This is a genomic window from Runella sp. (assembly GCF_027484545.1).
Taxonomy (GTDB): Bacteria; Bacteroidota; Bacteroidia; order Cytophagales; family Spirosomataceae; genus Runella.
In genome coordinates this window covers 1-24,290 of sequence record NZ_JAIXST010000296.1, presented here as the reverse complement: position 1 = coordinate 24,290, position 24,290 = coordinate 1, and the positions used below count along the sequence as shown (strand labels likewise).

Annotated in this window: 17 protein-coding genes; 12 read left to right on the top strand and 5 right to left on the bottom strand. The window is 43.2% G+C overall.

Annotated elements, in window-relative coordinates; all coding sequences use genetic code 11:
* Positions 1–124 precede the first annotated feature (124 nt).
* The 3 genes from Q0081_RS26560 to Q0081_RS26550 all read left to right on the top strand — a co-directional run bounded on the left by Q0081_RS26560 (position 125) and on the right by Q0081_RS26550 (position 2,772).
* Positions 125–745: a response regulator transcription factor gene (locus tag Q0081_RS26560; RefSeq protein ID WP_298360757.1), complete on the top strand. Its 621-nt coding sequence runs from the start codon at positions 125–127 to the stop codon at positions 743–745.
* A gap of 123 nt (positions 746–868) precedes the next feature.
* Complete coding sequence (locus Q0081_RS26555; protein WP_298360755.1) at positions 869–1,378, top strand: Fur family transcriptional regulator; 510 nt, start codon at positions 869–871, stop codon at positions 1,376–1,378.
* A 104-nt stretch (positions 1,379–1,482) separates the two neighbouring features.
* Positions 1,483–2,772 carry an adenylosuccinate synthase gene (locus Q0081_RS26550; protein ID WP_298360753.1) on the top strand — a complete coding sequence of 430 codons (1,290 nt, stop codon included), beginning with the start codon at positions 1,483–1,485 and terminating at the stop codon, positions 2,770–2,772.
* Between the two features lie 73 nt (positions 2,773–2,845).
* Here Q0081_RS26550 and Q0081_RS26545 read toward each other — a convergent pair whose 3' ends face one another.
* From Q0081_RS26545 to Q0081_RS26535, 3 genes are all read right to left on the bottom strand, one after another.
* Positions 2,846–3,553, bottom strand: coding sequence for an NrtR DNA-binding winged helix domain-containing protein (locus tag Q0081_RS26545; protein ID WP_298360751.1), 708 nt, complete (start codon positions 3,551–3,553; stop codon positions 2,846–2,848).
* Between the two features lie 49 nt (positions 3,554–3,602).
* Complete coding sequence (rimK, locus tag Q0081_RS26540) at positions 3,603–4,505, bottom strand: 30S ribosomal protein S6--L-glutamate ligase (protein ID WP_298360749.1); 903 nt, start codon at positions 4,503–4,505, stop codon at positions 3,603–3,605.
* A 99-nt stretch (positions 4,506–4,604) separates the two neighbouring features.
* Complete coding sequence (locus Q0081_RS26535; RefSeq protein WP_298360747.1) at positions 4,605–5,069, bottom strand: RimK/LysX family protein; 465 nt, start codon at positions 5,067–5,069, stop codon at positions 4,605–4,607.
* A 688-nt stretch (positions 5,070–5,757) separates the two neighbouring features.
* On the opposite strand from Q0081_RS26535, the gene Q0081_RS26530 reads away from it, so the two are divergent.
* The 4 genes from Q0081_RS26530 (at position 5,758) to Q0081_RS26515 (ending at position 15,146) form a co-directional block, all read left to right on the top strand.
* A complete protein-coding gene (locus tag Q0081_RS26530) occupies positions 5,758–8,895 on the top strand; it encodes a TonB-dependent receptor (protein ID WP_298360745.1) in 3,138 nt (1,045 codons plus the stop codon).
* A gap of 20 nt (positions 8,896–8,915) precedes the next feature.
* Positions 8,916–10,775: a RagB/SusD family nutrient uptake outer membrane protein gene (locus tag Q0081_RS26525; protein ID WP_298360744.1), complete on the top strand. Its 1,860-nt coding sequence runs from the start codon at positions 8,916–8,918 to the stop codon at positions 10,773–10,775.
* 150 nt (positions 10,776–10,925) lie between these two features.
* Entirely contained in the window at positions 10,926–11,636 is a 711-nt protein-coding gene (locus tag Q0081_RS26520; protein WP_298360742.1) for a hypothetical protein, read from the top strand.
* A 48-nt stretch (positions 11,637–11,684) separates the two neighbouring features.
* Entirely contained in the window at positions 11,685–15,146 is a 3,462-nt protein-coding gene (locus Q0081_RS26515; protein WP_298360740.1) for a VCBS repeat-containing protein, read from the top strand.
* 105 nt (positions 15,147–15,251) lie between these two features.
* Here Q0081_RS26515 and Q0081_RS26510 read toward each other — a convergent pair whose 3' ends face one another.
* On the bottom strand, positions 15,252–16,223 hold the full coding sequence (locus tag Q0081_RS26510) for a glycosyltransferase family 2 protein (protein ID WP_298360759.1): 972 nt from the start codon (positions 16,221–16,223) through the stop codon (positions 15,252–15,254).
* A gap of 138 nt (positions 16,224–16,361) precedes the next feature.
* Positions 16,362–17,957 (bottom strand): sodium:solute symporter, encoded by a 1,596-nt coding sequence (locus Q0081_RS26505; RefSeq protein ID WP_298360738.1) that lies wholly within the window; start codon positions 17,955–17,957, stop codon positions 16,362–16,364.
* A 279-nt stretch (positions 17,958–18,236) separates the two neighbouring features.
* Here Q0081_RS26505 and Q0081_RS26500 point away from each other — a divergent pair, with 279 nt between their 5' ends.
* The 5 genes from Q0081_RS26500 to Q0081_RS26480 all read left to right on the top strand — a co-directional run bounded on the left by Q0081_RS26500 (position 18,237) and on the right by Q0081_RS26480 (position 24,033).
* Entirely contained in the window at positions 18,237–19,061 is an 825-nt protein-coding gene (locus Q0081_RS26500; protein WP_298360736.1) for an HpcH/HpaI aldolase/citrate lyase family protein, read from the top strand.
* 86 nt (positions 19,062–19,147) lie between these two features.
* Positions 19,148–20,128, top strand: coding sequence for a Gfo/Idh/MocA family protein (locus tag Q0081_RS26495; RefSeq protein ID WP_298360734.1), 981 nt, complete (start codon positions 19,148–19,150; stop codon positions 20,126–20,128).
* A gap of 182 nt (positions 20,129–20,310) precedes the next feature.
* Positions 20,311–21,696: a metallophosphoesterase family protein gene (locus Q0081_RS26490; protein WP_298360732.1), complete on the top strand. Its 1,386-nt coding sequence runs from the start codon at positions 20,311–20,313 to the stop codon at positions 21,694–21,696.
* Between the two features lie 257 nt (positions 21,697–21,953).
* Complete coding sequence (locus Q0081_RS26485; protein ID WP_298360730.1) at positions 21,954–22,991, top strand: DUF262 domain-containing protein; 1,038 nt, start codon at positions 21,954–21,956, stop codon at positions 22,989–22,991.
* Positions 22,978–24,033 carry an HNH endonuclease family protein gene (locus tag Q0081_RS26480; protein WP_298360728.1) on the top strand — a complete coding sequence of 352 codons (1,056 nt, stop codon included), beginning with the start codon at positions 22,978–22,980 and terminating at the stop codon, positions 24,031–24,033. The genes Q0081_RS26485 and Q0081_RS26480 overlap by 14 nt, the downstream gene beginning before the upstream one ends.
* Positions 24,034–24,290: the final 257 nt, after the last annotated feature.

The window sequence follows — 24,290 nt, the reverse complement described above, 5'->3', positions numbered from 1 at the left end:
TCGCGCAACAAGGCCATGCTACACTTTTTTTCCGACTCCAAAAGAATTTCAACGTCTTCCTTTATTTTTGATACATAGTCCATTTCGCAAATATACGACACCTTAATTCTTATTTAGTACAAGTATGATAAACGTTTTTATTGTTGACGATCATAATGTAGTGATTGAGGGGATTTTGTCTTTGCTGCAAAACTCGCCCGATATTCTTGTATGCGGCTATGCTCAAAAGGCGGCTGAATGCCTGAATTTCCTTGGGAGTAACGCGGCGGATGTTATCTTAATGGACATTAACCTGCCCGATATGAGCGGTTTAGATTTGTGCAAAACAGTGAACCAAACCCATTCTGAAATTAAAATTATAGCGTTAAGCACCTTTAATCAAATCAGTTACATCAACAAAATGACGGCCAATGGGGCAAGTGGCTATTTGCTCAAAAATATTACCAAAGAAGAATTGGTACAAGCCATTAAAACCGTGGCGAATGGGAACACTTACCATAGTTTTGAGGTCCATGAAATCATCAAAACAGCCAAAACAAAATCAGAAAACACACCGATTTTGACCAAATGGGAAAATGACATTCTGAAATTGGTTGCCGAAGGATATACCAATAACCAGATCGGAGAAAAACTATTTATCAGTACGGATACCGTTGATTCTCACCAAAAAAACCTGCACACCAAGCTCAACGTCAACAATACGGCCCTTTTAGTACGCTATGCCATTGAGAACAATTTGGTGTAACCTTCTCCTCTGAACGCTTCTAAATCGGCTTTGCTTCGCGCCAAAATGGGGCCATACCCAATTGAAATTTACCATATTGGTTGAAATTATGTATTTTTGCATTTGCGATAATAAAAGTCCATCATGCCCCAACCCAAACAAGAAAATCTGCAAGCAGCCAAGCGTATCCTGACGGCTTATTTGGAGCGCAAAGGGCTGCGCAAAACACCGGAGCGTTTTGCGATTTTGGAGGAAATATACGCGCGCGAAGACCACTTCGACGTAGATGAATTGTATATTTCAATGAAAAACAAAAAGTACCGCGTTAGCCGCGCTACCGTATATAACACGTTAGATGTACTTGTAGACTGTGATTTGGTGACCAAACACCAGTTTGGGAAAAATTTGGCTCAGTATGAAAAAGCGTACGGTTATCGTCAACACGACCATATCATTTGTATGGATTGCCATCAGGTAATGGAGTTTTGTGACCCGCGCGTTCAGAATATCCAAAATATGGTTGGCGAGTTGCTCAAATTTAATGTACTTCATCATTCACTGATTTTCTACGGCAATTGTCAGCGCGAAAATTGTGAAAATAAAAATAAAAATAAAGCAATTACAGAACGACCCAAACGAGTTGAAGTAGAGTAACCATTCTACGTTAACGTATAAAAACGTGCTCTTTTTTCAACCTCAAAGCACGTCACTCATCCATTTTAAAACTCCCCTTAGAGGTTGGGGGCATACAGGTTCTAATGAAAGTTGATGTATTACTCGGCCTCCAGTGGGGCGATGAAGGAAAAGGAAAGATAGTGGATGTTTTGGCACCGCAATACCAAGTTGTAGCGCGGTTTCAAGGCGGCCCCAATGCAGGGCATACGCTTGAGTTTGACGGTTTTAAGCACGTATTGCACCAAATTCCGTCGGGAATTTTTCGCTCTGATATCAAAAATATTATCGGTAATGGCCTTGTTCTGGACCCAATTGTATTGAAAAAAGAAATTGAAGGACTGGACAAATTCAATCTGCCTATTCATAAAAACTTATTCATCTCAAAGAAAGCTGCGGTGATTTTGCCAACCCATCGCCTTTTAGATGCGGCTTATGAGCAATCCAAAGGAGCGGCTAAAATCGGTTCGACGTTGCGAGGAATTGGTCCTACTTATCAGGACAAGGTAGCTCGCCAAGGGTTGAGAATGGGAGATATTTTATCCCCTGATTTTCACACAAAATACAACCGCTTGGTAGAGCAGCACAAAGTGATTTTGTCTTTTTACAACTTTGATTACGAAACGGCACTTCCCGAAGCTGAAAAAGCGTTTTTTGAAGCGGCTGAGTTTTTGAAACAATATACTTTTGTAGACAGCGAATACCTGGTTAATGAAGCATTGGAAACGGGTCAATCAGTTTTGGCAGAAGGTGCGCAAGGATCCTTGTTGGACATTGACTTTGGTTCCTATCCATTTGTGACCAGCTCTACTACCACTACGGCCGGCGCCTGTACAGGATTAGGGATTGCTCCTCAGCGCATTGGCGAAGTTTACGGAATTTTCAAAGCGTATTGTACTCGTGTTGGAAGCGGACCTTTCCCAACTGAACTGTTGGATGAAGTAGGCGAAAGAATGCGTCAGGAAGGCCGCGAGTTTGGCTCTACGACCGGGCGTCCGCGTCGTTGCGGTTGGATGGACTTACCTGCCCTCAAGTACGCTATTATGATTAATGGGGTAACGCAGTTAGTGATGATGAAAGTGGATGTACTTAATATCTTTGAAGAAATTAAAGTATGTACTCATTATCAACTTGCCGACAGCACCCTGACTGATAAATTCCCGTATGATCTTTGTGACTACGAGGTAACTCCCGTATACAAGACCTTTAAAGGATGGGCGACTTCTCTTGAGAACCTACATACGTATGATGAAGTGCCTGTGGAATTGGCAGCCTACATCGAGTTTTTGGAGACAGAACTTAAATTGCCTATCAGCTTTATTTCTACCGGTCCCGACCGCGAAGCTATCATTCACCGCGAAGCGCAGGCAGTGTAAAGTTTTGTTTAGATACTAACTATAAAAGAGGTGCCAATTTCAAAGTCGGCACCTCTTTTCTGTATATAACAATCTAAAACTCAGGATTTGACACAAAATTCAGAAACGAATTACTGAATGTCTTGTATTTTTCTTCATTGACCTGATACAGGTAAGCTCCTTTCTTAGAGGACTTTTGCTTCTCTTTCAGCTTGATAAGCAAATGAGTGGAGAGGATTTTACGGCTAAAATTTCGTTTGTCGAACGTTGTTTGAAAAATAGCTTCGTAGAGTTTTTGAAGTTGAGGAATCGTGAATTTTTCGGGCAACAATTCAAATCCTAACGGATGAAGAGCCGCTTTATAACGCAGTTTTTGAATGGCCAAATCAATCATCTGACGGTGATCAAAAAGAATTTCGTCGGGCATTTTACTTACCGGAAACCAGTGAGCATAATGTACCTGCGAAATTTTAGAATCATAATGTTCGATATTAATCAGGGCAAAATAAGCCACCGAAACGGTACGGTCTATGGGATCCCGGTTAATATCCCCAAAGGTGTAAAGCTGTTCCAAATACACCTCCTTCAAACCGGTCAGTTCGAATAAGATACGTTCGGCCGATTGTTCTAAATTTTCTTTGGGAGCCAGCCACCCTCCCATCAACGACCAAGTGTTAGGAGTCGGGTTAGGGCCGCGCTTTACCAATAAAATTTTCAACAGATTGCCATCAAAACCAAAGATAATCGAATCCAAAGCCACAAGACATTTGGGCTGTTTACTGTAAGTAACCTTATCAAGCATATAGTACTTTTTTCATCATAGGTTTAAAGTTGAAAAACAATACTTTTTACTATACGCCAATTGTATCGCCTTCGTCGGCGCGTATTTTTTCTTCGATATAGCCGATAATCAAATCCGCTACATTAACGCCCGTAATTTTTTCGATACCTTCCAGTCCCGGAGAAGAATTGATTTCCATAATCATTGGACCGCGATTGGACTGAATCATATCCACTCCCGCCACCCGCACACCCAGTGCTTTTGCCGCCTGTAGAGCAGCTTTTTCTTCGTGTGGCTGCAAAATCAGCGCTTCCGCTTTTCCTCCTCGGTGCAGATTGGAACGAAAATCACCCGATACCCCCTGCCGTTTCATGGCCGCGACTACTTTGTTTCCCACTACAAAAGCCCGTATATCGGCTCCATTAGATTCTTCGATATATTCCTGAACCAACACGTTGGTTTTCAGGCCATAAAAAGCTTCAATGGTAGATTTTGCCGCTTTGTTGGATTCTGCCAACACTACTCCCACTCCCTGTGTTCCTTCCAGCAGTTTTATAATCACTGGCGGGCCGCCCACCAATTTAATAAGCCGGTCAATGTCTTTGGTTTGATTGGCAAATACCGTTTTAGGGATTTGTACCCCCGCTTTCGAAAGGATTTGCAAGCTCCTTAACTTGTTACGCGAGCGCAGAATGGCCTGCGATTTTACCGTTGTAAAAACTTTCATCATCTCAAACTGACGCACTACCGTACTGCCATAATCAGTAACTGATGCACCAATGCGTGGAATGATGGCATCTATACCTTCGATGAGTTTATTTTTATATAGAATAACGGGACTTTCCTCTTCAATCAACACATGGCAAAGTGAATGATTGATGACGACCGCTTCGTGCCCGCGTTGAGAAATGGATTCAACTAACCGTTTGGTAGAGTACAGTTTCGTATTGGTAGAAAGAACAGCAATTTTCATAAAGTAGTTGGCAAGCGACGATCCAAAGCCAATAGTGAGTGAAAACCGTATGGTTTGAATAAACGCGACAAAATTAAGAGGAAGTAAGTTGAGACAATGTTACGTTTTTGTTAATAGCTCGGGTAGATTATGGGTAGCTTCCTGCAATACTTTTTGGGAATACGATACATTCTCTAAAGTGACATCCACTAAAAAACGATTACGGAGGAGTTTACGACCCAAAAGCACAGGATAACGCATCTGCTCGCGGTCGGCCAAAGAGAACTCCGTTTTATACGTTTTTCCAAACAAAACTACCTTAGTTTTAATGACGTATCGCATTTCTGTTTGACCAAAGGAATTTTTTATGGCTTTCAGTTCAAATTTCTCTGTAGTAAATTTTTGGTGTTGTTCACCGCGGTGAGCAGGCAAATAAAAGGTGATTTTACCTTTTACAGCCTGTATCTTATAGCAATGAATAGCTGAAGTATAAGCACCCGTATCCACTTTCGCGCGTACGTTGGTGATCCTTAATTCAGGAAAATCAATGATATCAGTCCGGCCAATTACCCGTTTCTCAAGCAATTTAGACTTGTTTTTTCTTTTCGTTGACATTACTGCAAAGATACGAATCTGGTAAGTAACACGTTTCAACCTTCCTTATATTATTTGGCATTCTAAAAACAGCCTGGGTTCAACCTTTGAGTAGATCATCTTCATATTTTACTAAAAAAAAGAGGAATTTTTATTTTTTAGTCAAAATAAAGTCAGAATATGCAAACAAAAGCGAAGCCTATTGTGTTTATTTGTCATTAATTTGTACTAAATTATTTACCTGCAATCTCACATAGTAAACGTTGCAAATAAAATAAACCCATTTCTTAAGAATGATTTTACCAATTCACCTAATCCATAGCAATTCAATTCCGTTAAAATAATAGCAGTAATTCAAGCTATGTTTTGACTTTTCATCTATTGAAGAACACTAAGCATCTTTATTTAGCCATACATAACGAAATACCGAACACCGCATTTCTTGCTGTTTATCTATTAACCGTAAACCCATCATCTAACTCCATGTACTTCAATTCTACTAAAATAGTATTATTTATTTGTGTCTGATAACTGCACAGATAATAATACTATTTTAGATCTTTTTACTCACTAAAGGCTACCCTACTCCTTTAGAAAGCCATACTTAACGAAATACCCAACACTGCATTTTTATTCAATTTATCTATCAACCATAAATCTCCATTTTCTTATGACAAGAATGAGCTACAAACTCAAATTACTGAGAGTGCCCTTGACGATACTAATCGTTTGTGTCTGGGCAAGTCTAAGTTTATTCGCACAAGAGCGAACTGTATCGGGCGTTGTCAAAGACGCGGCAGGCGCACCGTTACCCGGTGTTAGTGTATTGGTGAAAGGCACCAATAAAGGTACTAATACCGACGGGGAGGGAAGTTTTAAAATTACAATGGCTTCAGGCAGTACCTTGGTACTAAGTGCTATTGGCTTCGTTAAACAAGAAGTAACACCTTCTGGTGTCACTGTAAATGTATCAATGGCACAAGATGTCGCTGCTTTGAGCGAAGTTGTCGTAGTGGGTTACGGTACGCAAAAGAAAGAAACCGTAACGGGTTCGGTAGTGAGCGTAAAAGGGACAGAATTAGCAAAATCGCCTGCCATGAACCTCTCCAACTCCCTAGCGGGTCGTCTGCCAGGGGTTACCGCCGTCAACCGAAGTGGTTTGCCTGGAGGTGACGGTTCTACCATCAGGATTCGGGGGTCAAACACGTTGAACAACAACGGTGCTTTGATCGTGATTGACGGAATTCCCAATCGTGCGGGGGGGCTTGATCGCCTTAACCCTGCCGATATCGAAAGTATCTCCGTATTGAAAGATGCGGCAGCGGCTATCTATGGGTCACGTGCTGCCAACGGGGTTATTTTGATTACTACCAAACGGGGAAAAACGGGTAAGCCTGAGTTATCTTATTCCCTCAACCAAGGCTGGTCAAATCCTACTGTACTTACCGATTTGACGAATGCTGCCCAATACACGGGTATGCTCAATGATCTGGATATTTACGCTTTGCCAACCTCAGAATGGGCTGCTGCCAACCAAGCCTACAAAACCACGGGCTCGTTTACACGTCCCAATGGTACGGTTCGGAATGCTCCTTTCACTCCGCAGGCTATTCAGAAATATGCCGATGGCTCTGACCCTTGGAACTACCCCAACACAGATTGGTTTGCTTCCACACTTAAGAATTGGTCGCCTCAGGTTCGCCATAACCTCCAACTCAACGGTGGAACGGAGAACTTTACTTATTTGGCTTCCTTGGGTTATCAAAACCAAGACGCCAACTACATTAAGTCTTCAACGGGCTATAAGCAGTACGACATGCGTTTAAACTTTGACGCAAAAATCAACAAGTACATCACGATGACTTTGGGCGTAGTAGGCCGTCAAGAAGCACGTCAGTATTCTACCCAGTCTCCTGGGGCTATTTTCCGGATGTTGATGCGGGGCAAGCCCCAAGAGCCGGCATTCTGGCCAAATGGTCTGCCTGGTCCTGATATTGAAAATGGACAAAACCCAGTGGTTATCACGACCGACTTGGCGGGTTATGACAAGGATGTCCGCAATTATTTCCAATCAAATGGCCAGTTAGATATTAAAATTCCGGGGGTAGAAGGTCTCAAATTGAGCATGAATGCGGCGGTGGATAATCTGTCTCAAAACAACAAAACTTGGTTGATTCCTTGGACGTTGTATCAAAAAGGTTCGGGGCTTGATGCCAACGGTAATCCAAACCTCGTGCCGGCCAAAAGGGGGCCTGCCGATCCAAGCTTAAACCAAGCAAATATCAACCAACTCAATATTTTGTTGGGTACGGTGCTTTCGTACGATAAAACGTTTGGTAACCACACCCTCAATTTGTTGGCGGGTACCAACCGTGAAACCATCAAAGGAGATAACTTCTCGGCTTTCCGTCGTTTCTTCCTTTCTACTGCCCTTGACCAAATGTTTGCGGGTGGTGACCTACAACGTAACAACAACGGTGGTGCGTTTAATACGGCTCGTATCAACTACTTTGGTCGGGTAGGTTACAACTACAAAGAGAAATACCTTGCCGAGTTCCTATGGCGTTATGACGGTTCCGACATTTTCCCCGAAGAAACCCGTTACGGCTTCTTCCCGGGCATCATGGCGGGTTGGGTTGTTTCTGAAGAAAGCTTCTTCAAAAAGGCACTTCCTGCGGTCAACTTCTTGAAAATACGCGGTTCTATCGGCCAATTGGGTAATGACCAGATTCCTTCTTATCAGTACTTATCTACTTACGGTTTCAGAAGTTATATCTTGGGCAATGCCGAAACCAAAACTTTGTTTGAAGCACGTATCCCTAATACTTCCATTACTTGGGAAGTTGCTACTAACTCCAACTTAGGTTTGGAAGGGCAGATGTTCAACGGAAATGTGTTCTTCGAGTTTGACGTATTTTCTAATAAGCGTACCAACATCTTGTGGACCAAAAACGCCTCTGTTCCCCAGAGTACAGGTTTGACCTTACCAAGACAGAACATTGGAGAAGTATTGAACAAAGGTTGGGAGTTTAACATTGGCTACCGTAATCAGAAAGATGGCTTCAAGTACAACGTAAGCGTAAATGGTGGCTATGCCCAGAATAAAGTTGTATTCTGGGACGAAGCACCGGGTGCACCTGCTTGGCAGCAAACCACTGGCAAACCAATGTTTACCTATCAAACTTACCTGTATGATGGTGTATTCAAAGATCAATCGGCGATTGATGCCAACACCATCGACTACAAGGCCATCGTAGGTACTCTCCGCCCAGGTGATATGAAGTACAAAGACTACAACGGTGACGGAAAAATCACGCCTGATGACCAAGTACGTAACAACTTCACCAACATACCTTTGTTCACGGGTGGATTCAATCTTTCGGCAAGCTATAGAAATTTTGACTTGACCGTATTGGTTCAAGGAGCAGCGGGAGCGAAACAATTCATCAGCACAGGCGAGATGGGTAATATTGGTAACTACTTCTCTGAGGTTTACAACAACCGTTGGACCATTGATAACCCAAGCGACAAACATCCACGTATTGCCAACCGTAACGACCAGTATTACTCAAGCGGCAACGACTATTGGCTTAGAAATGCGGACTACCTTCGTTTGAAAAACTTGGAGGTTGGGTACAACATTCCTTCAACTTTGGTGAAGAAAATTGGAATGAATACACTACGTCTTTATTTCAATGGTTTAAACCTTTTCACGGTTTCTAAGTTAAAAGTATTTGACCCCGAGGCAGACAATGCTCAAGGACAATACTATCCTCAGCAAAAAGTATTGAACGTAGGACTTGTTGCCGCATTCTAACAACTTTAAATTAAGAAAAAATGAAAAAACTTAAAATTTTAGTAGCATCCCTCATTGCGCTCTCGGTTGTGGCCACGAGTTGTAATGATGACTTCGTGAACACCCAACCACTCGGTGAACTTTCGGAAAATGCGGTATGGACAGACGCATCTTTGGCAGAAGGCTTCGTGTCTGAAATTTACGCGGGCTTTGGTAATGGTGGCTTTGACGAGCAAATGCTGGCCTCATTGACCGACGAAACGATGTTTACGCACCCAGGTCGTGGTATCACTACCATTACAGAAGGCCGTTCGAATCCTGCTGATATCGGTTGGGTAAATGGCACCATTAGCTGGCAAAATATGTTTTTGCGCATTCGTGCTTGTAACTTAGCGCTTAAAAACCTTGCTGCTCCTAAATTTGCCAATACGGGCAACATTGTGGAGCGTTTGACAGGAGAGGCTAAGTTTATGCGTGCTTATTACTATCAGCAGTTAGCGCGTTATTATGGTGGTGTTCCTTTGATTGATCGTCCTTACGACTTAGGTGAAGCCGATTATTTGGCACCTCGCAAAACTTGGGCCGAGACGGTAGCGTTCATTGTCAAAGATTTGGACGAAGCTGCTGCTTTGCTTAAAGGAAAATCACTGGCGGCCGGCCGTGCCACTGAGGCAGCCGCACTGGCGTTGAAAGCACGGGTATTGACTTACGATGCCAGTGACCTGCACGATGCTGCCAAAATGAAGGCCGGCTCTACGGTACTGGGTTCATTCAGTAAACCTGAATTGATAGCGAACGTAAGCGGCTCACAAGCAGACCGTTGGCAAAAAGCCAGAGCGGCTGCCAAAGCTGTTTTGGATCTTCCCGGCTTCGGTAACTTGCTGAATCTTACGGCTCCCGTAAGCACAAGTCAGGGAACGACCAACTTTATGAACAATTCATTGGCAAGAAACGGTGGTCAAAACGAATTGTTGATGGCGAGGTATTTTATCAACGCCAAGCAGGAAAACGGCGGCCGTCAGGGGCTTTTCAATGGACCTAACGGCTATAACAACTGGGCAGGAAATTCACCGATTCAGTTGATGGTGGACGACTACGAAATGATGGATGGCACTAAGTTTGACTGGAAAAAACCAGAACACGCTAGTGCCCCTTATGAAAACCGTGACCCGCGTTTTTATTCTTCTATTCTGTTTGAAGGCTCGCCTTGGAAAGTCCGCAGCAGTGCCAATCTCCCCCGCGACCCTGCCAGTCAAATTCAGACAGGCCGTTACGAAATTGTCAATGCCGCAGGTGCTAAAGTTACTCACTTTGGACTGGACACCCGCAACAGTCCTATTGAGGACTGGAACGGAAGCTATACAGGTTATTACATTCGTAAGTTTACCGATCCAAATCCTACTATCGTGGATCAGAATACGTGGCAGGAAGTACCTTGGCCAATCCTGCGCTATACCGAGATGGTGTTTCACTACGCCGAGGCCTGTATAGAACTTGGCCAGGACGCGGAAGCTCGTAGCTGGCTCAATAAGATTCGTTTTCGGGCGGGTATGCCAGCGCTTACCGAATCAGGGGCGGCGTTGAAAGAGCGTTTCCGCAATGAAAAACGGATAGAGATGTTTTTGGAAGAGCAGCGATTCCACGATACCCGCCGCTGGATGATAGCTTCCACTACGCTAGGACGCAAAGCCAATGGTATCAATATTGTCGGTACGCTCAAATCGGGTAAAACGGTCAGTCTTTATAAATACGATAAGGAGAACTACAATTATGCCTATACCGTATTTGAGATTGATCCAGGCAAAGAAAACCGAAACTGGAATGATAAGCTGTACTATTTACCAATAGACAGAAATGAAATGAACCGAAACAGCAATCTGTTGCAAAATCCGGGCTACTAACAAATCAGATTTAGAATGTTTTTAAGACATACTAAATCCATGAATGAAAAATCTACCTCAATCAAAGTTGGGGTAGATTTTTTTATTTGCTCTTCTTCCAATTCGCTGGATAAGTTTGCTTAAATTTGTTCAATAAGATTAAACACAGTCATGATGAAAACATTCTTCTTTTTATTTTGTGTTTGGGGAGGCAATACATTGAGCCTATTGGCACAAGAGGCTGCTACTTTCAGAATAAAAGCCGATGCTGATTTAAAATATGCGATTCCGGTCGCCTCGCGCTATCGTTATCCGCAATTCAAGGAAGGAACAGTTTCTTTTTTGAACGGCTCATCGGCTAATGCCAAGCTCAATTATAATTTTATGCTGGGAGAAGTGCAGTTTATCGGTGCCGTTCGCGATACACTCTCACTGGCCAATGAGCAGACCATCAAGAAAATCCAAATTGGTGAAAATCAGTTTTATTACGATGTAAGTCACGGCTATGTGGAAAGCATCGCTGATTATATAAAGGTACAGTTAGTGGTAAAAACCATGTTCAAAGTTGCGGCGGTAGAAAAAATGGCGGGCATGGGCAAATCGTCGGCTACATCGTCTATTAAAGAACTTAACGTACTTTCGACCGGCAACAGTTCTGTTCAAAAGCTGGCTTCCAAAGGAGATGTGATTCTATCCAAAGAGAAAACTTATTTTTTAATGGATCAAAATAATCGTTTTTACAAACCAAACAAATCAGGTCTTTTGAAACTTTTTTCCAACCATAAGAAAGCAATTGACACCTATTCAAAAGAAGAATCCATTGATTTTGATAATGAAGAGAGTCTGAAAAAAATTCTTTTGTTTTGTAGCCAATTACCATAAATTACGCTGTCATACCTTGTCATTTTTACCTGTTCAGGTTTGTTTTCCATGAAATTGCATTCACTTACCTACTTTTTATTCCCAACTGTTTTATTGATAACCGGTTGTCAGAAAAACTCTACCGAACAACCCGCAAATTCCTCCACCGAAGAGCCTGCTCTTTTTACACTTTTGACCCCTGAACAGACCCACGTTGATTTTCAAAATATCATCAATGAAGGGCTCAACACCAACGTGTTGATGTATGAATATTTCTACAACGGCGGAGGAGTAGCCGTAGGTGATTTGAACGGCGATAAACTGGACGACCTTTATTTTACGGCCAATTTGAGTGATAACAAACTGTATCTTAACAAAGGAGCAATGCAGTTTGAAGACATTACCCCGCAGTCCGGAGCGGGAGGGCGTCAGGGGCCTTGGAAAACAGGGGTAACCATGGCCGATGTCAACGGTGATGGTCGGTTGGATATATTCGTTTGCCATTCGGGAAACCTTCCTCCCGAAAAGAAAACCAATGAGTTATTCATCAACCAAGGAAACAATGCGCAGGGAATTCCAACTTTTTTGGAGCAAGCGGCGGAATATGGCCTGAATAATCCTACTTCAAGTACCAATGCCTACTTTTTTGATTACGACCGCGATGGTGATTTGGATTTGTTTTTGTTGAATCATAACATCAAATCATTGCCCGTTCTCAATGAGTCGAGTAGCGCGGCCTTGGACAAAACCGATGACCCCGTCAGTGGATGCCGGCTTTTCAGAAATGACAGCCCCCTAACCCCCAATGGGGGAATTGTTCCCCCATTGGGGGTTAGGGGGCTGTTTGTAGACGTAACCCAAAAAGCGGGCATTAACAGTTCGCCGCTTTCGTATGGATTGGGCGCGGGAATCGCCGATTTTAACCAAGATGGTTGGCCCGATATTTACGTCAGCAATGACTATACCATCCCTGACCGTTTGTACATTAACAACCAAAAAGGCGGTTTTATTGACCGATTAACTACTTCGATTGGGCATACCTCGCAGTTTTCGATGGGTAATGACGTAGCCGATATTAACAATGACGCCGCTCCCGATATTTTCACCCTTGACATGCTTCCAGAGGACAATCGCCGCCAAAAACTCCTGATGGCTCCTGATAATTATGAGAAATTTGACATGGTGGTTCGGTCGGGTTTTCATAAGCAGTTTATGCGGAATATGCTGCAGTTGAACCTCACCCCCTCGCCCCCTCTCCTTTCAGGAGAAGGGGGATTGAACCCTCTCCAGAAAGGAGAGGGCAGGGTGAGGTTCTCCGAAATTGGTCAGTTGGCGGGGATTTCCAATACGGATTGGAGTTGGGCAGCGCTTTTTGCTGATTACGATAATGACGGTTGGAAAGACCTGTACATTACCAATGGCTACCTGCGCGATTATACCAACCTTGATTTTCTGAAATACATGAACGATTTTCAGCAAAATCAACCCAATATCGGGCGACAGGACGTGCTCAATTTGGTGCAGCAAATGCCGGCTTCCAACGTGGTCAATTATTTATACAAAAACAACAAAGACCTTACATTCAAAAATGTAGGAAAACAATGGGGACTGGGACAGGCTTCCAACAGTAATGGGGCCGTTTATGCTGATTTGGACAATGACGGCGATTTGGATTTGGTCGTAAACAACGTCAATCTTCCTGCTTTTATCTACCAAAACGAAGCCAATCAAAAACTCAAAAATCATTACCTGAAAGTGAGCCTTGCGGGCGGTCAAATGAATCGGTTTGGGATTGGTGCTAAAGTAATCATTTATCAAAAAGGCCAAGCCCAATACCTCGAACAAATGCCTGCGCGCGGGTATCAGTCAAGCGTGTCGGGAGTTTTACACTTTGGATTAGGGTCATCCACTTCAATAGATTCACTAAACATAATTTGGCCTAACGGAAAACAGCAACACCTGACCAACGTCAAAAGCGACCAATGGCTGACATTGAATGAAAAGGATGCCACTGAATTACCCAATTCGGCAAATCAAGGTGTGCCTTTGTTTGAAGAAAAAGCCTCTCCTATCGTTTACCAACAGCCTGCTTCCGGTTTCAATGATTTTAAACGTCAAATTCTGATGGTCAATCCGCAATCGTACGTGGGCCCCATCATGGCCAAAGCAGATGTGAACGGCGATGGACTGGAAGATGTGTTTGTGGGAGGAGGAAATGGGCAAGCAGGAGCTTTGTTTTTACAACAAAAAGGAAACGGCTCATTTTCTAAAAAAACGCAACCTGCTTTTGAAGCTGATGCCAAAAGCGACGCTACCGACGCGGTATTTTTTGATGCCAACGGGGATGGTTCACTCGATTTGTACGTCTGTCACGGCGGCTACGCCAATTTTGAAGCAAACGACCCCTTGCTTCAAGATGCTCTTTATTTGAACGACGGCAAAGGCAATTTCACTAAAAACAGTACTGCCCTTCCACCCATGCCGGTCAGTACAAGTTGCGTGCGCGTAGCGGATGTAAATGGAGATGGGAAACCTGATTTATTTGTTGGAGGGCGCGTTGTACCGGGCAGTTATCCCGAAATTCCGCCCAGTTTTATATTGATAGCCAGCCCCCCAGCCCCCAATGGGGGAGTAAAATTCACCCCCATTGGGGGCTGGGGCGGTACGCCGCGCGGGGCTGGACTTGGCATGGTAACAGATGCTGCGTGGCTTGATCTTAATGGTGACAAAAAGCCAGAATTGATAGTGGTTGGGGAGTGGATGCCGATCACGGTTTTTGAAAATGTAAACGGTAAACTGGAGAATAAAACTGATAACTACTTTGACCGTAATTACAGCGGGTGGTGGAATAAACTCTTGGTGGATGATTTCAACGGTGACGGGAAAATGGATTTGGTAGTCGGAAATTTGGGGCTAAACAGTCAAGTCAAAGCTTCTCCCGACCAACCCGCCGAACTGTATTTTAAGGATTTTGACCAAAACGGCCGCATTGACCCCATTTTATGTACCTATATCCAAGGCAAAAGTTATCCTTACATAACGCGTGACGAGTTGATTGGCCAAATGCCCATCATGGGCAAGCGATACCCGGATTACAAAAGCTACAGCGAAGCCACACTCAAAGATATATTCGGAGCCTCTGAATTGGAAGGTGTTATGCGTCTCGAAGCTAACCACTTGGCTACCTCGCTTTTTGAACGGAGTGCCAACGGAAAATTTGTATTAAAACCTTTGCCTATGGAGGTACAGAACTCCCCCGTACATGCTTTGATTGCGTTGGATTATGACAAAGATGGCAAAAAAGACCTGCTGCTTTGTGGAAATCAACTGCATACTCGCCTGCGTTTTGGACACTATGATGCGAACTTTGGAGTGCTTTTGCACAACAACGGCAAGGGTAACTTTAGCTGTGTACCTCAACAAAAGTCGGGCTTTCACCTCAGTGGCGAAGTCAGAAGTATTCTGACTATCAACGATAAACTCTATTTTGGAATTAATCAGCAGAAGGTGGTGGCGTATGGAATGAAGTGACTCAAAGAGCTATTTTGAAAGCATAGAACTTTTAGAATTCATACAAAAAAGCGTCCAATCGGTTTTGAAACCAATTGGACGCTTTTTGTTGAAATGCGAAAAAAACTAAATTCCAATTTTCTCCACTACCAAATAATCGGCCTGTTTGACTGTATGTTGTTTCACCATCATTTCGCCTAAAAATCCCGCCAGAAAGAGTTGAAAACCAATGACAATTGCAACCAATGCCATGTAAAAAAGCGGATTTTCGGTCACATTACGAAAAGGTTCTTTGGCAAAAATGAGGTAGAGTTTTTTGATAATCAAACCGAAGGTGATGAGGAACCCTAATAAAAATGAGAGTGTCCCCCACAACCCAAAAAAGTGCATGGGCGCTTTGCTGAAACGATGAACAAACGTAATGGAAAGTAAGTCCAAAAAACCATTCACAAAACGCTCCAAACCAAACTTGGTACTGCCGTATTTGCGGGCCTGATGCTGCACTACCTTCTCACCGATTTTCCGAAAGCCGTTCCATTTGGCCACTACCGGAATATAACGGTGCATTTCACCGTACAGCGTAATATTTTTAACAACGCGTTGCTTATAGGCTTTGAGTCCGCAATTGAAGTCATGCAGATTAACGCCTGATATACTGCGCGTTACGGCATTAAACAACTTAGTGGGCAAGGTTTTGGAAATCGGATCGTAGCGTTTTTGTTTCCAGCCCGACACCAAGTCATAACCGTCCTCGGTAATCATTCGATATAATTCGGGAATCTCGTCCGGACTGTCCTGCAAGTCGGCATCCATCGTAATGACCACGCTGCCGCGCACCAACTGAAAGCCGGTTTGAAGAGCAGGTGTTTTACCATAATTGCGATTAAATCGAACTCCTTTTATATATGGATTCGTGACTGCTAATTTCTGAATCACTCTCCACGAATCGTCTGTACTTCCATCGTCAATGAGAAGTACTTCGTAGCTGAAATGATGTTCGTCCATAACCCGCGCAATCCACGCGGTCAGTTCGGGGAGGGATTCGTCTTCGTTGAAAAGCGGAATAACGACTGAAATATCAAGGGCTTCGCCGGGCATAGTATCCAAAATCAATTGCGTATCGCGCAACAAAGCTACAAATTCTTTCGGTGCTTCCATGGGATTTTGAGGATTAGGGTTCTACATAAAACCCAAAATCAACAAACGTGCCAAAGCCCTCAAAAATTGCAAATATCCTTAGCTAACTCGCTCCTTTTCTGCCTTTTCAGGGGTTTTACGACGTATTTTAGTTAAAAGAACTCCCACCAGGAAAATCGTAAGCGTACCCACTACGATAATCATATTGGGGTGAAGCATACTGCGAAGTGCGGCGTTGGATTCGGGAATTTGGTTGGAAAATGTCATCCAAAGAATCACCAATATCCCAATCAGCGTGGCAGTAATGGCTTCTCCATTGTGGGTTTGACGCGAAATAATGCCCAACAAAAACAAGCCTAACATACCGCCCGCAAAAATCCCCGACAACAGCCACCAAATGTCCAGAATACTTTTGACGCCAATCATGGCAATGCCTGTTCCCATCCCCAATAATCCAAATACGGTCGTGGCAATGTATAACAATCGAAGTGATTCTTTGCCCGACAAATTGGCCTTGAAATAGCGTTGGTAAATATCCAGCGAAAACACAGTCGCCGAAGCATTCATGCCCGAACTGATGGTACTCATGGCCGCCGACAAAATGGCTGCCACAATCAATCCCAATAAACCTGCGGGGACTTTGGTCACCATAAAATGCGGCATTACTTTATCGCCAAAATCACTTGGCTTGAGCGTAGCGGCCAATTGTTTGATGGCTTCCTGCGTACCGCCCGGCAGCTTATCGGCAGCCGCCTGCAATCTCACCGCCTCCATCATTTCGGGATTGACCTGATAGTAAGCGTACAAAGCAGAGCCCAACACAAAGAATATCAGCGAAATAGGCACGTACAAATACACGCACAGCCACACAGATTTTGCCGCTTCTTTGACCGAAGTAGTCGTGTGATACCGCTGAACGTAGTTTTGGTCCATCCCAAAATTATTGAGGTTCATAAAGAAACCATAGAGCAATACCACCCAAAACGTCGGTTGGGTAAAATCCAAGTCAAAACTTCCCAAACTGAATTTATGATCGGCTTGCCCAATATCGACAATTTTACTCACGCCTCCCGACATACCATCTACCACCAACCATAAAATAATCACCGCTCCGGCCGTTTTGATAACGCCCTGCACTACCTCTGTCCAAATCACGGCTTCCATACCACCCATCACCGTATACAAAATGATACAAATCCCGACAACCACCATAATAGTCGCCATGGGATAACCCGTAAGTGCCTGTAAACTAAGTGCAATCCCAAAGAAAATAGAACCCATTCGGGCCAACTGCGTCAGCAAGAAACACGCGACAGCGTAGGTACGTGCCCATGCTCCAAAACGATTTTCGAGGTTGGTATAGGCCGATACTTCGCCAGTATTACGGTAAAAAGGAATGAAATATTTAGTAGCTACCCACGCTGCCAAGGGCATGGAAAGACTGAATACGAAGGAGTTCCAGTTGCTGCCAAAGGCTTTTCCCGGTACGCCCAAAAACGTATTGCTGCTGAGAAAAGTAGCGTAAATGGACATGCCGATGGCCCAACCGGGTATTTGCCCCGAAGCCGTCGTAAATTGCTCGGCATTGTCACTGCTTTCAAGGCGATTTTTTCGGGAAAAATAAACACCAACACTCACCATTCCGCCCAAATAGAGCAAAATAATGAGCAAATCAATAAAAGGAAGGTTCTTCATGGTTTTGGTTTATGTGCTTTCGCAGGGTTATTTGTGTAATCGTTATCCGTGTATCTGTTAATCGTTATCCGTGTATTCGTTATCCGTTTCCTTTTAGCTCTATTTAATCTAATTCGTACCTCTTCATCCAAAATTCGTCATTCGACATTCGTATCTCGTCATTCCTCTAATACCTTTCTACAACCGATAAAGACTATTTGCCTCTCAAAATAGTATCCGTTGAAAATAGCCTCATTACTCCGGCCACAAGTAGTATTTCTATCTAAATCAGGAAGACCCATGAGCACCGCAGCTACTCCCAACTTACTCCAAAAATTAAAAAATGGACGAAATGTCTATGGCACTTGCTTCACCTCAACAGGCCCTATGTGGCCTGCGGTGGTCAAACGGGCAGGGCTTGATTTTGTATTTATTGATACCGAACACATCCCACTAGACCGTGCCGATTTGGCCAGAATGTGCCAAATTTTCAGAGCCTTAGACATTACACCCATTGTACGCATTCCCGAACCCAATCCTTTTTTGGCCTGTCAGGTGATTGACGGCGGAGCGTTGGGGGTAGTGGCGCCTTATTTGGAATCCGTGGCGCAGATTCGAGAATTGGTGGGTGCTACCAAATTCAGGCCGCTCAAAGGAGAAAAGTTGCATAATTATCTGAATGGCGTCGAAGAAATGTCTCCGACGTTGCAGGAATGCATTACGGCACACAATGCCTCCAACATCTGCATTGCCAACATCGAAAGTGTCCCTGCCCTCGAACGATTGAACGAACTTCTTTCCGTTCCAGGCTTGGATGCGGTATTTATCGGCCCCCATGATTTGTCGGTCAGTTTGGGATTGCCCGAGCAATACGACCACCCCGATTTTGAAGCGGCCGTTCGGAGCATTATTCACCAAACACGCGCCAAAGGACTTTCCATCGGTATTCATTTTTCATTGGAACCGGAGCGGCAAATCAAATGGATGAAAGAAGGAGTCAATATTGTGGTGCATAGCTTTGACGTGGCACTTTTCAGCCAACGATTGCAGTACGATATGAACATAATCAAAAAAGCCGCGGGTGAACTTCCAAATGCCGATGCTTCGGCTTCCTTAGTTGTGTAATAGTTTTTAAAAAGAATCGTGTGACATTGGTAATCTTCCTTGTTTTTGGCCTTTATAGTAATACTAAAATCTACGTACTACTTAAGATGAAACAAATTAAATGGGGAATGATTGGCTGCGGCAACGTAACCGAAAAGAAAAGCGGGCCGGCTTTCAGCAAAGTGCCCAATTCATCGTTGGTGGCGGTCATGGGACGAAGTGCCGAAAAAGCCGCCGACTACGCCCAACGCCACGGCGTGCCCAAGTGGTACACGAGCGTAGATGAGCTAATCAACGACCCCGAAGTCAACGCGGTTTACATTGCCACGCCCCCTGATGTCCACTTGGAATACGCGACCAAAGCCCTCAAAGCAGGCAAGGCAACCTACGTGGAAAAGCCCATGGCGCTCAATACGGCCGAATGCGAAGCCATGAATCAGGTCAGTCGCGAAACGGGTGTACCGCTTTTTGTGGCCTATTATCGTCGTTCGTTGCCTTATTTCGTCAAGGTTAAAGAACTTATTGACCAAAAAGTAATCGGCGATATTCGTTTAGTTACGGTTCAAATTCACTACAATCCTTATTCGGAAGAAATAGGCGAAAATGCGCAACCGCGCTGGCGCGTAGATCCGAAAATTTCGGGGGGTGGGCATTTCCATGATTTGGCTTCTCATCAGTTTGACTTTCTGGAATACGCACTCGGTCCCATTAAATCCGCCCAAGGTATCGCCCGAAACCAAGCCGGATTGTACGAAGCCGACGACATCGTGGTCGCCAATTATGAATTTGAATCGGGCGTATTGGGGACGGGAAGTTGGTGCTATACGCTCAACAAAGAACAACGCCTCGACGAATCCCAATTGATGGGTTCCAAAGGAAAAATCACCTTTTCTTTCTTTGAAAAATTCATCATTAAAGTCGAAACTGAAAGCGGCGTGGAGGAATACAACATTCCTTATCCCGAACACGTACAACAACCTCTGATTGAGTTGATTGTGCAGGAATTACGGGGCGAAGGCCAATGCCCGAGCACGGGTAAAACAGGCGCAAGAGCTAACGTCATTATGGACCAAATTGCAGGTCATTAAACATCTGTCATTTCGGCGGTTTTAGATTTAATCAGCGCCAATCTGCCGGGAAAATAGATTTCCTCATTGAGAATTAAGCGTTTGATAACAGACTAAATTATACAATCTTGCCTCCTTCAAGTAAGTTTGACTTTTAAATCACTGAGATATAACTCCAGTTACGTTTCTAACAACCAATCCCAATGAAAAAACCCTTACTTGTACTTACTATTTTCTGGGCATTGCTTACTTCTGTTGGTAATGCCCAGACGCACAAGGCCTACACCCCTACTGCTTTTCCCGACCGGGTCATTTTGGGTTGGCAAAGCAATCCTGCCACTTCTCAATCGGTGAATTGGCGCACTGATTCAACCGTTGTAAGCGCCGTTGGAGCCATTCATGAGGCAGACGCAGGGCCCGATTTTGTCAAAAGGGCTGCCATCGTACCGGCCACTACCGAAACGGTGCTTATTGAGGGAAAACAGATTTTGTATCATTCGGTGCATTTCAAAGACCTCAAGCCCAATACCAAATACAGCTACCGCGTGGGTGCCGGAGAACAATGGAGCGAGTGGTTTCATTTCAAAACCGCCGAGGACAAAGTAGCCCCGTTCTCGTTTTTGTACTTCGGCGATGCCCAAAACGACATTCGTTCGCTCTGGTCGCGGGCCATTCGCGGGGCCTATTCTGCATTTCCGTCGGTACAGTTTATGCTTCACGCGGGAGATTTGATCAACACCTCCAACGCCGATTGGCAATGGGGCGAGTGGTTTGAAGCGGGCGGTTGGATTACGGGCATGGTTCCGACCTTGGCTACGCCCGGCAATCACGAATATTACAGAGATGCGGCAGGAAAAGGCCGGGTTTCAATGCACTGGCGGCCCTCTTTTGTTTTACCCGAAAACGGCCCCGACAAACTCAAAGAAACGACTTACTATTTTGATTATCAGGGTGTTCGCTTTATTTCTTTAGATTCTCAGGCTGCTTTATTGGACTCTACCGTGATGGACGCACAGGCCGAATGGTTGGTGGAAGTATTAAGCAACAATCCAAACAAATGGACCGTAGCCATGCATCACCACCCGATTTATTCGACGGCCAACGGGCGCAACAACGACGAATGGCGCGTGAAAATGGAACCGATTTACAAAAAATACCACGTTGATTTGGTCTTACAGGGCCACGACCACACCTACGGAAGAGGGTTAAATATGCCGCTCGGCACAAGCCGTAAATACCCCGATGGCCCTATTTATGTGGTATCGGTCAGCGGGCCTAAAATGTACACGATTGGTTTGCAGGATTGGATGGACCGCGCCGGTTCCAACACGCAGTTGTACCAAATCATTTCCGTAGACGGCAACAAGCTTTCTTACAAATCGTACACCGTGACGGGCGAATTGTACGATGTATTTGACTTAACCAAAAATGCCGGCGGTCGCAATAAACTCATTGACAAATCTCCCACCTTAGCTCCCGAACGACTGGCTTTGCCTCCCGAATACCAAACCCGTTTTAAGCCCGAACAATTGGAAGAATACAACAACCGATTCAAGGAGTATAAGAAACGGAAAGAGGGGAAGAAGTAAGTTTTTTTTATTCAAGGCAAAAGCAAATAGGGTCGACTGATTGCTTTTGCCTTTTTTGTTTCTTACTTTCGTAAAATTACTACTAAGTACGGAACGTGGATACTCTGTTATTAAAATTTGATTTTGTGAGAAAAAAAACGATAGAACGACCACAAACGGTTATAAGCGATAAAAAACGACTAAGTAGCGTATATATAGATGTCATGCCTCACCCTATGACGACCGTAAACAAACAAACAGGCAGACAGAAATAAAATATGAAAGCGAACGAAACCAAAGTAGATAAATTTTTAGCGACAAATGAAACGACATTTGCTATTCCTGTTTATCAGAGAAATTATGACTGGACACTATTTCAGTGCAAGCAATTACTTCACGACATAATTGAAACGGGTAAAAACGACAAGACAAATGCCCATTTTATCGGGAGTATAGTTTATGTTCACGATGACGTTTACACAGCATCAGGCTTAACGGAATTAACCATAATTGACGGACAGCAACGTCTTACGACTATCACATTAATTTATATCTCACTTTACAGACTTGCAAAGGAACTTGACAACCAAATGCTAGTTAACCGAATTCAGAAAACGTATTTAATAAATGAATTTGCACCCGAAGAAGAAAAGCTGAAATTAAAACCAACCGAAAATAATAAAGAAGCACTTCGACACATTCTAAATTCAACAGACGGAGAAGAATTTAAAGGCTATTCAAAAATTATAGAAAATTTTGATTATTTCAGGTCAGCAATTAATGCGGAGAACTTTGAAGTTATTCAGCGTGGACTTTCTAAACTCATTTTCGTTGATATTGCACTTGACAGACAAAAAGATAATCCTCAAAGAATTTTTGAAAGTCTGAATTCAACTGGACTTGAATTATCACAAGCCGACCTTATTAGAAATTATATTCTAATGGGACTTTCAAGAACAAATCAAGACAGAATTTACAAAAGCTATTGGGAAGTAATCGAGAAAAACGCAAAGGATGAAACATTGAATAAAACTCGTGTTTCTGAATTCATTCGTGATTACTTAACTCTTAAAAACAAAGAAATACCAAACAAAGGTGACGTTTACGCAAAATTCAAAGAGAAATATCCAACTTCCACTATTGACGAATTGGAGCTTGTTCTCACAGAATTAAAATCATTAGTTAAGTATTACAACAAACTAACTAACCCGAAAAACGAACCTGACAAACTAATACGAATTCAACTTGAATACATCAACAGGTTAGAAATAAATGTTGCGTTTCCTTTCTTAATGAAGGTTTATGAAGATTTATGAAGATTTTTCGAATGACATAATTGATAAAGCAACTTTTATTTCAGTTTTATCGACAGTTCAATCATTCACATTCAGACGTTTCATTTTAGGCTTGCCGACCAATGCACTTAATAAAATATTTATGGGCTTATACGACAAAGTTGAGCCTAACAATTATTTGTTTTCAATTCAAAAATCCTTACTTCAAAGGTCAGGTGTTCAACGTTTCCCAAGAAACACAGAAACGATAAACGCACTAAAAGAAAAAGATGTTTACAACATTAAACCTAAAAACCGAACCTATTTATTAGAACGACTTGAAAATTTTCAAAACAACGAACCAGTAGCAATTGAAGGAAATTCCGACATAACTATTGAACATATTTTTCCGCAAAACCCTGACGCAAAATGGAAAATTGAATTAGGTGCAGACGAATACAATTTGATAAAAGAAAACTATCTAAACACAATCGGCAATCTCACTCTATCAGGCAACAACGGCAAATTAAGTAACAAACCATTTCTTGACAAGAAAGTAATGAACGTTGACGGCAAAGAGCAAGGTTATACTTTCAGCAGACTTTGGCTAAACAGAGATTTGAAAGAAAAATCAAAATGGGATAAAACAGAAATTGAAGAACGAGCAAATACTATTTCTGAACGCTTTATTAAAATTTGGGAAATTCCTAAAATTGACATTGAACTCGAAGCAACTAATGACGAAATAAATATATTTGATGCAGAAGACCCAAAACACAAGAAGTTAGAGTATGCTATTTTCTTCAATCAAAAACTTGAAGTTACACAAGTAGCAAAACTTTATATTGAAGTGTTCAAACAATTATTCGACTTACAACCAGAAACCTTTTTTACATCAGAAATTGGCGACCGACTTAGTTTGACAAAAACACCTGAAACAAGCGGACTAAGACAGGCAGTTCCAATCAGTGAAACATATTTTATAGAAGCAAACATTGACAATATGGGCAAGTTTGACCGCATAAAACAAGCCTTGACAATTTTTGGATTTGAAGACGAATTATCAATCAAATATGCTGACTAGAAAAGAAGGGCGAAGGCATAACAGGCGTTTGGCAAAAAAGCGGGTTCAGTGCTTAAATGAAGCTTTGTGCTTCGTATCAAGTTCAGTGCTGAAAGAAAGTTTACTGCTTCGAAATCTGCTTCTTCGCCAAGCATCAAACCGTGTGTGACTTGAATTGAGCTAAGCATCAACTTAGTAAGAATGCTTTAAAACAGATGGAAGGCATCTACTATTAACAATCATAAAGTGCGGAGTTCGAGCGAACTGAACGGCTGACT

What these genes read in the sequence shown, in the direction of transcription:
- Q0081_RS26560 (WP_298360757.1), top strand. Translation starts at nt 125, where the DNA reads ATGATAAACGTTTTTATTGTTGACGATCATAATGTAGTGATTGAGGGG.
- Q0081_RS26555 (WP_298360755.1), top strand. Translation starts at nt 869, where the DNA reads ATGCCCCAACCCAAACAAGAAAATCTGCAAGCAGCCAAGCGTATCCTG.
- Q0081_RS26550 (WP_298360753.1), top strand. Translation starts at nt 1,483, where the DNA reads ATGAAAGTTGATGTATTACTCGGCCTCCAGTGGGGCGATGAAGGAAAA.
- Q0081_RS26545 (WP_298360751.1), bottom strand. Translation starts at nt 3,553, where the DNA reads ATGCTTGATAAGGTTACTTACAGTAAACAGCCCAAATGTCTTGTGGCT.
- rimK (WP_298360749.1), bottom strand. Translation starts at nt 4,505, where the DNA reads ATGAAAATTGCTGTTCTTTCTACCAATACGAAACTGTACTCTACCAAA.
- Q0081_RS26530 (WP_298360745.1), top strand. Translation starts at nt 5,758, where the DNA reads ATGAGCTACAAACTCAAATTACTGAGAGTGCCCTTGACGATACTAATC.
- Q0081_RS26525 (WP_298360744.1), top strand. Translation starts at nt 8,916, where the DNA reads ATGAAAAAACTTAAAATTTTAGTAGCATCCCTCATTGCGCTCTCGGTT.
- Q0081_RS26520 (WP_298360742.1), top strand. Translation starts at nt 10,926, where the DNA reads ATGATGAAAACATTCTTCTTTTTATTTTGTGTTTGGGGAGGCAATACA.
- Q0081_RS26515 (WP_298360740.1), top strand. Translation starts at nt 11,685, where the DNA reads ATGAAATTGCATTCACTTACCTACTTTTTATTCCCAACTGTTTTATTG.
- Q0081_RS26510 (WP_298360759.1), bottom strand. Translation starts at nt 16,223, where the DNA reads ATGCCCGGCGAAGCCCTTGATATTTCAGTCGTTATTCCGCTTTTCAAC.
- Q0081_RS26505 (WP_298360738.1), bottom strand. Translation starts at nt 17,957, where the DNA reads ATGAAGAACCTTCCTTTTATTGATTTGCTCATTATTTTGCTCTATTTG.
- Q0081_RS26500 (WP_298360736.1), top strand. Translation starts at nt 18,237, where the DNA reads ATGAGCACCGCAGCTACTCCCAACTTACTCCAAAAATTAAAAAATGGA.
- Q0081_RS26495 (WP_298360734.1), top strand. Translation starts at nt 19,148, where the DNA reads ATGAAACAAATTAAATGGGGAATGATTGGCTGCGGCAACGTAACCGAA.
- Q0081_RS26490 (WP_298360732.1), top strand. Translation starts at nt 20,311, where the DNA reads ATGAAAAAACCCTTACTTGTACTTACTATTTTCTGGGCATTGCTTACT.
- Q0081_RS26485 (WP_298360730.1), top strand. Translation starts at nt 21,954, where the DNA reads ATGAAAGCGAACGAAACCAAAGTAGATAAATTTTTAGCGACAAATGAA.
- Q0081_RS26480 (WP_298360728.1), top strand. Translation starts at nt 22,978, where the DNA reads ATGAAGATTTATGAAGATTTTTCGAATGACATAATTGATAAAGCAACT.